The organism is Aetokthonos hydrillicola CCALA 1050 (genome assembly GCF_017591665.1).
GTDB lineage: Bacteria > Cyanobacteriota > Cyanobacteriia > Cyanobacteriales > Nostocaceae > Aetokthonos > Aetokthonos hydrillicola.
Window position 1 is genome coordinate 93,930 of the sequence record NZ_JAAKGC010000012.1, and the last position, 12,447, is coordinate 106,376.

The 12,447-nt window shown below is 41.5% G+C and carries 11 protein-coding genes; 7 read left to right on the forward strand and 4 right to left on the reverse strand.

Annotated elements, in window-relative coordinates; genetic code table 11:
* Nucleotides 1–24: 24 nt before the first annotated feature.
* The 5 genes from urtA (G4P69_RS08645) (at nucleotide 25) to urtE (ending at nucleotide 5,133) form a co-directional block, all read left to right on the forward strand.
* Nucleotides 25–1,326 carry an urea ABC transporter substrate-binding protein gene (urtA, locus tag G4P69_RS08645; RefSeq protein ID WP_208344320.1) on the forward strand — a complete coding sequence of 434 codons (1,302 nt, stop codon included), beginning with the start codon at nucleotides 25–27 and terminating at the stop codon, nucleotides 1,324–1,326.
* A gap of 84 nt (nucleotides 1,327–1,410) precedes the next feature.
* The gene (locus tag G4P69_RS08650; RefSeq protein ID WP_208344321.1) at nucleotides 1,411–2,571 is read left to right on the forward strand and encodes an ABC transporter permease; all 1,161 of its coding nucleotides are present in this window, start codon (nucleotides 1,411–1,413) and stop codon (nucleotides 2,569–2,571) included.
* An 11-nt stretch (nucleotides 2,572–2,582) separates the two neighbouring features.
* The gene (gene urtC, locus G4P69_RS08655; protein WP_208344322.1) at nucleotides 2,583–3,704 is read left to right on the forward strand and encodes an urea ABC transporter permease subunit UrtC; all 1,122 of its coding nucleotides are present in this window, start codon (nucleotides 2,583–2,585) and stop codon (nucleotides 3,702–3,704) included.
* Nucleotides 3,679–4,425, forward strand: coding sequence for an urea ABC transporter ATP-binding protein UrtD (gene urtD / locus G4P69_RS08660; RefSeq protein WP_208344323.1), 747 nt, complete (start codon nucleotides 3,679–3,681; stop codon nucleotides 4,423–4,425). Before urtC ends, urtD begins: the two co-directional genes overlap by 26 nt.
* A 9-nt stretch (nucleotides 4,426–4,434) precedes the next feature.
* Nucleotides 4,435–5,133: an urea ABC transporter ATP-binding subunit UrtE gene (urtE, locus tag G4P69_RS08665; protein ID WP_208344324.1), complete on the forward strand. Its 699-nt coding sequence runs from the start codon at nucleotides 4,435–4,437 to the stop codon at nucleotides 5,131–5,133.
* Nucleotides 5,134–5,137: 4 nt separating this feature from the next.
* Here the strand turns inward: urtE and G4P69_RS08670 are convergent, their stop codons facing one another.
* A complete protein-coding gene (locus G4P69_RS08670) occupies nucleotides 5,138–7,138 on the reverse strand; it encodes a multicopper oxidase family protein (RefSeq protein ID WP_208344325.1) in 2,001 nt (666 codons plus the stop codon).
* A 558-nt stretch (nucleotides 7,139–7,696) separates the two neighbouring features.
* Here G4P69_RS08670 and urtA (G4P69_RS08675) point away from each other — a divergent pair.
* The gene (gene urtA, locus G4P69_RS08675; protein WP_208344326.1) at nucleotides 7,697–8,998 is read left to right on the forward strand and encodes an urea ABC transporter substrate-binding protein; all 1,302 of its coding nucleotides are present in this window, start codon (nucleotides 7,697–7,699) and stop codon (nucleotides 8,996–8,998) included.
* Between the two features lies 1 nt (nucleotide 8,999).
* Here urtA (G4P69_RS08675) and G4P69_RS08680 read toward each other — a convergent pair whose 3' ends face one another.
* A complete protein-coding gene (locus G4P69_RS08680) occupies nucleotides 9,000–10,247 on the reverse strand; it encodes an RNA-guided endonuclease InsQ/TnpB family protein (protein ID WP_208344327.1) in 1,248 nt (415 codons plus the stop codon).
* A 543-nt stretch (nucleotides 10,248–10,790) separates the two neighbouring features.
* On the opposite strand from G4P69_RS08680, the gene G4P69_RS08685 reads away from it, so the two are divergent.
* A complete protein-coding gene (locus tag G4P69_RS08685; RefSeq protein ID WP_208344328.1) occupies nucleotides 10,791–11,045 on the forward strand; it encodes a hypothetical protein in 255 nt (84 codons plus the stop codon).
* Nucleotides 11,046–11,077: 32 nt separating this feature from the next.
* Here the strand turns inward: G4P69_RS08685 and G4P69_RS08690 are convergent, their stop codons facing one another.
* The gene (locus G4P69_RS08690; RefSeq protein WP_208344329.1) at nucleotides 11,078–11,656 is read right to left on the reverse strand and encodes an ABC transporter permease; all 579 of its coding nucleotides are present in this window, start codon (nucleotides 11,654–11,656) and stop codon (nucleotides 11,078–11,080) included.
* A gap of 156 nt (nucleotides 11,657–11,812) precedes the next feature.
* Nucleotides 11,813–12,391 (reverse strand): TIGR04376 family protein, encoded by a 579-nt coding sequence (locus tag G4P69_RS08695; RefSeq protein WP_208344330.1) that lies wholly within the window; start codon nucleotides 12,389–12,391, stop codon nucleotides 11,813–11,815.
* Between the last annotated feature and the right edge of the window lie 56 nt (nucleotides 12,392–12,447).

Below are 12,447 nucleotides of genomic sequence, written 5' to 3' on the forward strand. Positions count from 1 at the left end.
GAGCGATAGAAAATACGAAACCACATGGCAAGAAAATTTAACCGTCGGAATTTTTTAATCTATGGTTCGGCTACATTTGGCACCAGTTTTTTATTAAAGGCTTGTGCTAATAATTCTCAACCCTCTAACGAGAGTTCGACAGCTTCTCCTGTTGCTGCTGCAAATAATAACACTATAAAAGTGGGAATTTTACACTCGCTAAGTGGTACAATGGCCATTAGTGAAAAAAGCGTTGTCGATGCAGAAAAATTGGCAATTAAAGAAATAAACGCTAGTGGCGGTGTATTAGGCAAGCAAATTGAAGCAATTGTAGAAGATGGTGCTTCAAACTGGGATATTTTTCGAGAAAAAGCTACGAAGCTAATTGATCAAGATAAAGTTGCTGTGGTTTTTGGTTGTTGGACATCTGCAAGCCGTAAGAATGTCAAGCCGATATTTGAAAGCAAAAATCATATGCTTTGGTATCCTGTACAGTATGAAGGTCAAGAGTGTTCCCATAATATTTTCTACACGGGTGCTGCGCCAAATCAACAAATAGAACCTGCTGTTGATTGGCTACTTAAAAATAAGGGCAAACAGTTCTTTTTGATTGGTTCTGACTATGTTTTTCCGCGCACTGCTAACACAATCATTAAAGCACAGTTGGAAGCTAAAGGTGGTCAAACTGTCGGAGAGGACTACTTACCACTAGGTAACACAGAGGTTACACCAATCATTACCAAAATTAAACAGACTTTACCCAAAGGCGGCGTAATTTTTAATACCCTCAACGGTGATAGTAACGTAGCTTTCTTCAAACAACTCCAGGGCGCTGGTTTGAGAGCAGATAACTATCCTACCATGTCTGTAAGTATCGCTGAAGAAGAAGTCAAAGCAATTGGTGTTGATTATCTTAAAGGACACTACGCTGCTTGGAACTACTTCATGACAGTTGATACTCCAGAAAACAAAAAGTTTGTTGAGGCTTTTAAGAAAGAATACGGCAATACCCGAGTGACAAATGACCCGATGGAAGCTGCTTACATCGGAGTTTATTTGTGGAAACAAGCTGTAGAAAAAGCTGGTAATGTTGATATAGGTAAAGTGCGTACAGCAGCATACAATCAAACCTTTCTTGCGCCGGAAGGGAAAGTAACAATGCAACCTAATCATCACTTATCTAAAATTGTCCGCATTGGCGAAGTAAGAGAAGATGGTTTATTTAAGATTGTCTATGCTACTCCCGGACCGGTTGATCCAATTCCTTGGAATCAATTTGTGAAAGAAACTAAGGGTTTTGGTTGTAATTGGTCTGACCCTAACAAGGGTGGTAAATATAAAGTGTGAACCCGCGTTTTTCTTGGTAGTTGTTGGCTGAGACTGAGGCGGTAACACAGCGAAGCTGTAGATAAGTCAAGAGGGTTAGGAAAAGTGTTACCGGGATTTTTCGATGCAATATTTAATGGTATTAGTATTGGTGCTGTATTATTAATTGCAGCACTGGGACTTGCCATTGTATTTGGTTTGATGGGTGTGATTAACATGGCACACGGTGAGTTGATGATGTTGGGAGCTTATACCACATTTGTGGTGCAAAATGCGAGCAAACAACTTGGTGGAGTATGGTTTGAGACTTATATATTTTTTGCTCTAATTTTTGCTTTCCTACTAACAGCGTGTGTGGGATTAATTCTAGAAAGAGGAGTGATTCGCTATCTCTACGGACGCCCTTTAGAAACTTTGCTGGCGACTTGGGGTGTAAGTTTGATTTTGCAGCAGTTTGTCCGTAGCGTGAATTGGGTTTTAGTGATTGGAATAGCGTTGTTTTGTCTCTTGTTTTTTGGTGGTTTATGGATTTTAAATTCCAGAACTAATTTTGGACGCGTTCGTAACTGGATTGTGTCAGTAATATTGCTACTTTCTGTGAGTGTAGCAATAGCAATAGGTAATGTTTTGGGTTTAACTTATAACTTAGCAGTGACTCAACCCTGGTTTGGTAGTCAGAATGTGGATGTTACCGCACCTACTTGGTTACGAGGCGGTATTTCTTTAAGCGGGGTGCAATTGCCTTATGCTAGGTTATTTATTATTGCCTTAACAGTTATTTGTGTAGCTGGTATTTACTTATTTTTACAGCGCTCGATTTGGGGGTTAAGAATTCGTGCTGTCACTCAAAATCGAAGTATGAGTGCTTGTTTGGGTATTCCAACGCAAAAAGTTGATGCTGTTACTTTTGCACTCGGCTCTGGCTTGGCTGGTGTAGCGGGTTGTGCAATTAGTTTACTGGGTTCAGTAGGACCAAATACGGGACAAAACTATATTGTTGATACTTTTATGGTTGTTGTTCTAGGTGGTGTGGGTAATCTTTTTGGTACTATTGTGGCAGCGTTGGGAATTGGGACGGTTAATTTCTTGATTGGTTCTGGTACTCTGGCTTTGTCGTTAGCGCCAATTAAGCCTTTGGCAGATTTTTTTACGTTCTTTGCTACAACAAGTATGGCAAAGGTAATGGTATTTGCGTTGATTATCTTGTTTTTACAGTGGAAGCCTGGCGGTATTTTTCCACAAAAAGGTCGTACTGTTGATGTTTAGAAACAAAAAAAATGCGAAGGAAGGGACGACGGTTAATTTTAATTGAGATAGGGGTGGTGGTGGCGATCGCACTCATCCTCATCTTGGTTATCCCGGTTATTCTTTCTAGTTTTCGCCTAAATTTGCTAGGTCGATTTTTGTCACTAGCAATCGTCGCTTTAGGTATAGATTTAATCTGGGGTTATACAGGGTTACTGAGTTTAGGACACGGAATTTTCTTTGGCTTGGGTGGATACGCTATTGCTATGCACCTCAAACTGCAAGTTCCCCAAGGCGAGTTACCCGATTTTATGGGATTATATGGTGTCACACAACTGCCTTGGTTTTGGCAACCTTTCTACTCGTTTCCTGTTGCGATCGCTGCTGTAGTGATAATTCCAGCAGTATTAGCAGGGTTATTAGGATATTTAGTATTCCGTAACCGTATAAAAGGAGTGTACTTTTCGATTCTAACCCAAGCCGCCACAATTGTTTTTTTCAACTTCTTTAATGGTCAACAAAAACTTTTCAATGGAACCAACGGCTTAATAGACTTCACCACTTTATTCGGTATAACAGTCAGCGATTCAAAAACCCAATTTATTTTCTACTCCCTTACAGTATTATTTCTTGTAATCACCTATTGTCTTTGTCGCTGGTTAACCAGTGGGCGTTTCGGATGGTTACTAATAGCTATTCGAGATGATGAAAGCCGAGTGCGCTTCTCAGGCTACGATCCTACAGATTTCAAAGTCCTGGTTTTTGCAATTTCAGGAGCAATAGCAGGAATAGCAGGAGCATTTTACACCCTGCAAAGTGGTTCTGTCTCACCTAGAGTTATGGATATTGCGTTTTCTATTGAAATGGTAATTTGGGTTGCAGTCGGTGGACGCGCCACATTAATAGGAGCAATCTTAGGTGCTTTGCTTGTCAACTATGCTCGCACTTTTTTGAGCGAACAATTTCCTGAAATATGGCTATTTTTCGAGGGAGGGCTATTTTTAATAATAGTTACTGTACTACCAGATGGCATTGTTGGATGGTTACTTCATCAAAAAATTCCTCTTTTCCAACGCCCGTCTCAAATTACCACTTACCCGAGCCTAGAACAAGATCCTGAAGTCCAGCATGAACGCGAAAATATTGAGAACTGAAAACCTCACTGTTACCTTTGATGGATTTAAAGCCGTTAACAACCTCAACTTCGACATGGATGTGGGAGAACTACGAGTAGTGATTGGTCCCAACGGTGCTGGTAAAACAACATTTCTTGACGTCATTACAGGGAAAGTTACCCCTACCCAGGGACAAGTGATTTTCAAAGACAAAAATCTCCGTTCCTTGAAAGAACACCAAATTGCTCGCATGGGAATTGGTCGTAAATTTCAAACGCCCCGAATTTTCCTTAATTTAACCGCTCAACAAAACTTAGAACTTAGTAGTAACCTTAATAAAAACGTCTTTTCCACCCTATTTAGAAAAACTACGACTCCTGAAAAAAATAAGATTAAAAACTTACTTGAAACCATCGGCTTAAAGAATAAAGCCAATATCCCAGCAGGTTTACTTTCTCATGGAGAAAAGCAACGTCTAGAAATTGGGATGTTAGTAGCGCAGTCTCCTGATTTGTTACTCGTTGACGAACCGGTCGCTGGATTGAGTGATGAAGAAACTTATCATATCGGAGAATTACTTTTAGAATTAGCACAAAATCATTCAATATTAGTTATTGAACATGATATGGAATTTGTCCGCCAAATAGCCCGAAAAATAACAGTTCTCCATCAAGGTTCAGTACTGTGTGAAGGTAGCATTGAAGAAGTACAAAATGATTCACGAGTGATTGAAGTTTATTTGGGACAAGAAACCAATTAGAATTTAAAAATGTTGCAAATCTCCAATCTTAACGTTTACTACGGTGAAAGTCACATTCTGCGCAACGTAGATTTGAGTGTATTAGATGGGCAAATAGTGTGTCTTATTGGACGCAATGGTGTAGGAAAAACTACGCTTTTAAAAACAATTATGGGGTTGCTTAAACCTCATAGTGGTTCAATTACCTTTGCAGGAACTACAATAAATTCAAAATCTCCAGACCAAAGAGCAAAAATGGGGATTGGTTACGTCCCCCAAGGGCGTGAAATTATCCCCCGCTTAACTGTAAAAGAAAATCTTTTATTGGGTTTAGAAGCTAGAAAAAGAAAAACCAAAACTCAAGAAATTCCCGAAGAAATTTTTAGCCTGTTCCCAGTTTTGAAAACTATGCTTTCCCGCATGGGTGGCGATTTAAGCGGGGGACAACAACAACAGCTAGCAATTGCACGTGCTTTAATGGGAGAACCCGAATTACTTCTACTAGACGAACCGACAGAAGGAATTCAACCCTCAATTATTCTAGAAATAGAAGCCGCCATCCGTCGCATTGTTTCCACTACTAATATTTCTGTTTTATTGGTAGAACAACACTTGCATTTTGTCCGCCAATCTGATTGCTATTATGCAATGCAAAAAGGCGGTATTGTTGCTTCTGGTTCTACAGGTGAACTAAGTCAGGAGGTTATTCAACGGTTTTTGAGCGTGTAAAATATTACATTGCCATACCACCCATACCCTCATCCATCAAGGCCAAAACTTTAGCTGGAACCACGACAAATGGACGCATCATATCGTGGTCTTCATGCTCTAGAACATGGCAATGGTACATATAGCGACCACAGTAGCCTTTGAAATGAGCAGCGATAGACAGCGATTCGTTTGGATTAACGCGAATTGTGTCCTTAAATCCCTGCTCATTAGAGTCGGGAGAAACGGGGGCACCATTTAGTGCGATCGGCTTGCCGGGGAGAGTAAATCCACCCTCATTTACATAGCCGTCTATGTTGTATGGCTGCCGATGTAGTGCTTGGAACTCAACCAGATGCAGGTGAATTGGGTGGGTGTCACCAGTTAGGTTGATAATATTCCATATCTCCCAAGAATCATAAGGAATTAAGATGTTAATGGTGTCGTGGAAGTGCATTGCTACTGTACGATACCAAGTAATCTCGGTAGTTGACGTTTGAATTGCGATTAGGGGCGAGTCTGTTGCTTTTGCGACCTTTTCGTCGGTAGTCACCTCTTGTAACTCTCGAAACAGCAAATTCCCTGTTGGATTCTCGGTTAGAGCAATCCAACGGTGATTGTGTTTGCCCAAAACCAGTTCTTTGCGTCCTTGTGCATCACCTGCACTGTGAACATAGCGTACAAAGTTGTGGTCAAGCCGCGTTTTCTCATTGAGCACAGAGGGTTCTACATGCTCATGTGGTCGAACATCAAAGCGCAGGACATGGAGGAATGGTAGACGATTGCTTGGATCTGGGGCAATTGGATTGCTTGTCCCATTGCCAGCAGAGGTAACAGTCGTGCCATCAAAAGGGGCAAAAGCAGTGTTGACAAAGGCCAATTTCTTGTCAGAAAACCCGGTGAAATCGATGACGACGTCTGCACGCTCAGCAGGAGCAAGAACTAAACCGAGGTCTGGGAGCTTGACAGGAAAGTCCAATAGACCGCCATCTGTGCCAATTTGATAGATTGGCACCTTCTGTGTGAGATCTTCTCCATAGTCCCCATTCTCCTTAACCTCTACCAATCGCAAACAGTAAGCGCGAGCGTTAGAGCCATTGAGCAGACGTAGGCGCACTGGGCGATCGCCAACTGAACAACGGGGCCACAGCGTCCCGTTAACGAGAGTGTATGGTCCGAACATCTCAGCAGTACTTTGCTCAGTTTTGTGCAACAGGTCGCCGGTCAATCTTCCTTCAGCATCAGTGTCGAAGTTGCGATCCTGGATCACCAAGTACAACTCATCTTCCTCACCAGGCAGAATTTTATTTTTGATGAGTTCATACTCGATTTGACCACGGATAATCCAAAAGCCAAATAATCCAGCATAAACATTGAAGCGGGTAACACCCATTGCATGGTCATGATACCAAAGTGCTGTACTCCTCTGGTTATTCTCATAAGTAGTTCGCTGGGATTGGTTATGCAAAGCAACATTCTCTGTCCAACCATCACTATCAGCAGCGGTACGACCCCCGTGCAAATGAGTCACAGTAGCTGCATGAAGGTCAGCAGCCTGACAGTTGACTTCAGCCGTCTCGTCTAGACCTGGAACATTTTGTGGGATTGGCTCATCCTGCTGTGGATCCGGGCAGACGGCAACCCTATATGGTAGCGGAGTATCTTTGTTGATGCCGTTGTACCAATCAACATGCACAACCTGCCCTTGATTGACAATAAATGATGGTCCTGGAACAGTGCCATCATAAGTCCAAGCCCTGGTAGAACCCAGTTGTTTCGAGAAACGAACACAGCTAGACTGGAGGGTAACCTTTTGGTAAACTACAGATCCCGACTCTCGTAGATCGTAGGTTAAAGGAACAGGCAAATCGTCTTGGTAGGGAATCAGTTCATTTGGTAAAAGTCGGGGAGTTGTACCAATTTCCCCTTCAAAAAAGTTTTCGTTGTTGATATCAACAGATAATTCTGCTTGTGTGCTGATTGAAGAATCAAGTGCGTTGTCTGCGATATCTTTGTGGCTTTCCATAGCAATCAATCAATGATAAGGAAGAATAAAGCTGTATTCAAAACACGACTATGTGATTAGAGAATGAGTCACTCCGCTGCACTCGCAGTGAGACATAAAACCTTTTCCACTTAATGACTCTATTCACTCCAAAGGAGACAAGAGTGTTTTCGCAAAATTTTAAAGAGAGTTTTACCCAATTTTAATTAAAATTTGTAGCAGCGTCAGGTTTTTAAACCGGGGATATCCCCAAACGGCTTTGCTTAGTCCTTAATATTTTGCAACAATTTGCTGGCTTACTAATAAAGTAACAATTTATACTTCATATTTATTTTGTAACAAGCGTGTATTAAATAGAGTAAGATTTACCCAAAAGAATATATACGCTACTTCGCCAGAATTTAGATCGGGGATGATCTGCGACTTGGTGAAACACCATCGCTTATGTTCATTTTATTAGTCTTCGATGAGAGGCGCATCTTCTTACTCTGCTTATTGATTCTGACAGCTATATTCTTTTTTTATTTCTGAATTCTACTTGACAACTCTTGAATAGAGCGATAGAAAATACGCAACCACATGGCAAGAAAATTTAACCGTCGGAATTTTTTAATCTATGGTTCGGCTACATTTGGTACTAGTTTTTTATTAAAGGCTTGTGCTAATAATTCTCAACCCTCTAAAGAGAGTTCTACTGCTTTTCCTGTTGCTGCTGGAAATAATAACACCATAAAAGTAGGGATTTTACACTCCCTGAGTGGTACAATGGCCATTAGTGAAAAAAGCGTCGCCGACGCAGAAAAATTGGCAATTAAAGAAATAAACGCTAGTGGCGGTGTATTAGGCAAGGAAATTGAACCAATTGTAGAAGATGGTGCTTCAAACTGGGATATTTTTCGAGAAAAAGCTACGAAGCTAATTGATCAAGATAAAGTTGCTGTGGTTTTTGGTTGTTGGACATCTGCAAGCCGTAAGAATGTCAAGCCGATATTTGAAAGCAAAAACCAAATGCTTTGGTATCCTGTACAGTATGAAGGTCAAGAGTGTTCCCATAATATTTTCTATACAGGCGCTGCGCCAAATCAACAAATAGAACCTGCTGTTGATTGGCTGTTAAAGAATAAAGGTAAACAGTTCTTTTTGGTCGGTTCAGACTACGTTTTTCCGCGTACTGCTAACACAATCATTAAAGCACAGTTGGAAGCTAAAGGCGGTGAAACTGTCGGAGAAGATTACTTACCACTAGGTAGCACAGAGGTCACACCAATCATCAATAAAATTAAGCAGACTTTACCCAAAGGCGGTGTGATTTTTAATACACTCAATGGTGATAGCAACGTACCTTTCTTCAGACAACTGCAAGGTGCTGGTTTAAGAGTAGATAAGTATCCTACTATGTCTGTAAGTATCGCTGAAGAAGAAGTCAAAGCAATTGGTGCTGATTATCTTAAAGGACACTACGCTACTTGGAACTACTTCATGACAGTTGATACTCCAGAAAACAAAAAGTTTGTTGAAGCTTTTAAGAAAGAATACGGTAATACCCGAGTGACAAATGACCCGATGGAAGCCGCTTACGTCGGAGTTTATTTGTGGAAGCAATCTGTAGAAAAAGCCGATAGTGTTGATATGGGTAAAGTGCGCGCAGCTGCATACAATCTAATCTTTCTTGCTCCCGAAGGTAAAGTAACAATGCAACCGAACCATCACCTATCTAAAATTGTGCGGATTGGCGAAGTGAGAGAAGATGGTTTATTTAAGATTGTCTATGCTACTCCTGGACCAGTTGATCCAATTCCTTGGAATCAATTTGTGAAAGAAACTAAGGGATTTGGTTGTGATTGGTCCGATCCAACCAAGGGTGGTAAATATAAAGTGTGAACTACCCCACCGCGTAGGCGGATGGGGCTTCGGTATTCATAGGGGTGTGCCTTAGTTTGGACTTGCGCCCTCTCTTCGGACTTACCTCCCCTCCTACCGCAGTACCGGGGTTCCCTCCGGCAGTGACAGGCTGACTGGCAGCTAGTTTTAGAATCCGAATGCCCTCTGCTCTAATATTGTGTGCAGCGTTCCCATCCCTATCATGATGAGTTCCGCAATGTGGACAAGTCCACTCACGGACATCCAAGGGCATCTCACCCATTTGATAGAAACAGTTAGAGCAAAGTTTAGATGAAGGGAACCACCGATCAATCTCAACAAAAGCGCCGCCTTTACGCTCTAGCTTGTAAGCTAAGAAATTGGTAAACATTCCCCATCCAGCGTCGGATATTGCTTTAGCTAAGTTGTGATTACGAACCATACCTTTGGTATTTAGGTTTTCTACTACTACAACTTGGTTATCGTTGGCGAGCTTTGTAGAAAGCTTTTGTAGAAAATCCTGCCGTGAATTGCACAAGCGTTCGTGAACCTTAGCAACAAGTTTTTTAGCCTTGAATCTTGATTTACTTCCGTCCTTTTTACGTGCTAATTTTTGCTGTTTGCGTTTGAGGTTTTTCTCGTGCTTAGCAATGTGCTTGGGGTTTTCAAACTTGGACACCTTCTCACCGTTGCTGACTACAGCAAAGTGTTTTAGTCCTAAGTCAATCCCAATTACATCACCCTCACTGGATGCTTCTGGTGTATCACCGTCTACCTCAAACAAGATAGCTGCAAAGTACTTGCCAGATGGACACTTGCTCACGGTAACAGTCTTGATTATCCCTTCAATTGCTCGATGAATAACGGCTTTGACTTCACCGATATTACCTGGAAGCTTAATAGCCCCATCTAGAACTTTGACGCTCTGAGGATATTGTATAGACTGTTTATCTTTCTTTGATTTGAATCGAGGAAATTTAGCTCGTCCTTCAAAGAAGTTTTTGTAAGCTTTGGTAAGGTTGAGTGTTGTAGCCTGTAATATTTGGCTGTAGCACTCACCTAGCCAGATTGTCTCTTCCGCTTTTTTGAGTCCTGGGAGTAGTGCGTTGAGTGCTGACTGAGATAATCCTTTCCCGGTGTCTTTATAAGTCTCAATTGATTTATTCAGTGCATAATTCCACCACCAACGAGAACATCCAAAAGCTTGTGCTAACTGGATTTGTTGTTGTTCATCTGGATATATGCGGACTTTGACAACTTTGCGCAACACTCAACATCACCTCCTTGATTTTGCTATTTTACTATATTAAACATTACCAGTAAAGGCAATTCCGGACAGAACTTGGAAAAATTTCGCCGATTTCTTAGAAATAACCTCTATTTTTCCCGCCTTATATCCCCACCGTGCAGACGGATGGGGAATTACGGCGAATTAGTTAAAAAGAATGCTCCAAAGCCCAAAAGGGTTAAGGTGCAGATGGTACGGGTGGACTGCTCGGAACCCAAACAGCTTTGCCTGCTTGAAACGCCCATCCCTGAATCAACAGGGATTAAAAGGAAACAACACCGTACTCGCAAGAGTGAACGCGGTGTGCCTGGGAACCCGCCAGATCAATTGAGTTTATGGGATAGTGTTGGGTGTGGCTACCCGCACGAATCCCACTCCTAGAAGGAGTGGGAGCGTCAATGAGAATAGTAGCGGGTTTTCTAGCTCGTACTACTCCAAGTTATAAAATCGACGAAGACGCTTGGTCTTTAGTATCAGAGGTTGAATTACAATTGTTACAGTTGTTTGAATTGTAAGGATTGAAGAATGAGGGTTTGGCTTGCTTGCTTTTTTGTACTGTTTGCCCTTGCTCAATTTTTTGACTGGATCCAACAATGGAAATTACCACTACCAATCTATATTTTAGGTGGAGTGTTTTTAGCCGTTGCTTCTAACTATGACAAGTTTTTTGGCTCCTATATCAAGGATGCTACCTGTGTAATACCACCAGAACAACCTCAGTTGGACTTACCACCTCAACCCACGCACTCTATATCTTTTACGACTTCCCAACAAGAGTAAAGATTTGTGATGTAGCTGTTGTGTTTAATATTTTATCTATTCCTTTGCTCTCCTTCTACCACAATCTGCGAGAGGAACAATCCTGTTATATCTAGTAGCTGGTCAAGTGTAAAGGCGATCATACCAATATAGATTAATGCATCGATTATCACTTTTTTGTTGCTTGTGTTGTTATAGCCACCCCAGATAACATAACCCAGCCCTTGTCCACCTGTTAACATCTCCGCAGCAATGACTGTAACCCAGGCAAACCAAATCCCTAGTCTCAAAGCTCTAAATATATGAGGGATAGCAACTCTAAAGTTATGGCCATGAGTACGAAATTGGCGCATACCTTTTGCTGTGTCTATAATAACTGTCCATAAAGCACTAATAAAAACGACAATCCAGATTGCTACCTCAGTTTGTTTAAAGGCTAATAGGGCAATAGGCAGCAAGGCTATCGAAGGAATACTATTTGCTATTTGTAGTATTCGCATGAAGACTAGGTAACCTATATTATTGATACCAACGACTAGTCCAATTAAAATTCCTAAAATAGCTGCTGGTATGTACCCTACAAATAAGCGTTCCACGCTCGTTAAAATGTCTACAAAGATACTATGTTCCATATATATTTGAATTTGACTTGGAACATTTGAATAATAACCCAAGTGGCAATGGGCGTGGGGCATTGGGCATTGGGGATTCGAGAGATGCTATAAATACGAGTTGACCCATTTCAGGTTTTGAAATGGGTCGAATGAAGGGGACTAGAGCAAGGAAGCTTAAGCTTTGCCCATATTACGCTTTATCTGTTGCAACTCATCCTCTGTTTCCCAACGACGGAATTTTTCCTCTAAATCATCAAATGTTCTAGAATAGCTGCTGCTTTGGGTTCCCCAGCCAGAAGTTTCTATACGTTGCTGGGCTTGAGCTTTAGCACGCATTGTTTGAGCTTCAGCAGCTTTGGTTTGTACTTCTTGTCTTCGTTTCTGAATTTTTTGCAGTAGTTCTTTAGCTTGGGAAATACGTTCCTTTATACCTTGCATTTGTCCCCAACGCTGATTACCTTCACGTAACAGTGCTGCTTCTCGTTGTGCAGCTGCTGATTCTAAATCTTGTCTACCAGCAGCTTTTGCTTTTTCAACCCGGATATGCCATCTTTGGATTTCTTGTGCAGTGGAGAGAATGTCGTCTTGCGATCGCTTCTCTTGTAACTGTAAATCTGCAATCAGCTTTAACGTGTCTTCCTCTTGCGATCGCAACTGCTCTAACAGCGCCTCTAGCTCGAGATGCGGATTATTCCGTAAGAATTCTTCTAAACGGTTTTCTAGAAACCGATTCAAATCATCAAATAAGCCCACTGCTAGAACTCCAAAGTCAGGTGTTTGATTTTATTGTAGTAATTATTCCCACTCTA

What these genes read in the sequence shown, in the direction of transcription:
- urtA (WP_208344320.1), top strand. Translation starts at nt 25, where the DNA reads ATGGCAAGAAAATTTAACCGTCGGAATTTTTTAATCTATGGTTCGGCT.
- urtC (WP_208344322.1), top strand. Translation starts at nt 2,583, where the DNA reads ATGCGAAGGAAGGGACGACGGTTAATTTTAATTGAGATAGGGGTGGTG.
- urtD (WP_208344323.1), top strand. Translation starts at nt 3,679, where the DNA reads ATGAACGCGAAAATATTGAGAACTGAAAACCTCACTGTTACCTTTGAT.
- urtE (WP_208344324.1), top strand. Translation starts at nt 4,435, where the DNA reads ATGTTGCAAATCTCCAATCTTAACGTTTACTACGGTGAAAGTCACATT.
- G4P69_RS08670 (WP_208344325.1), bottom strand. Translation starts at nt 7,138, where the DNA reads ATGGAAAGCCACAAAGATATCGCAGACAACGCACTTGATTCTTCAATC.
- urtA (WP_208344326.1), top strand. Translation starts at nt 7,697, where the DNA reads ATGGCAAGAAAATTTAACCGTCGGAATTTTTTAATCTATGGTTCGGCT.
- G4P69_RS08685 (WP_208344328.1), top strand. Translation starts at nt 10,791, where the DNA reads ATGAGGGTTTGGCTTGCTTGCTTTTTTGTACTGTTTGCCCTTGCTCAA.
- G4P69_RS08690 (WP_208344329.1), bottom strand. Translation starts at nt 11,656, where the DNA reads ATGGAACATAGTATCTTTGTAGACATTTTAACGAGCGTGGAACGCTTA.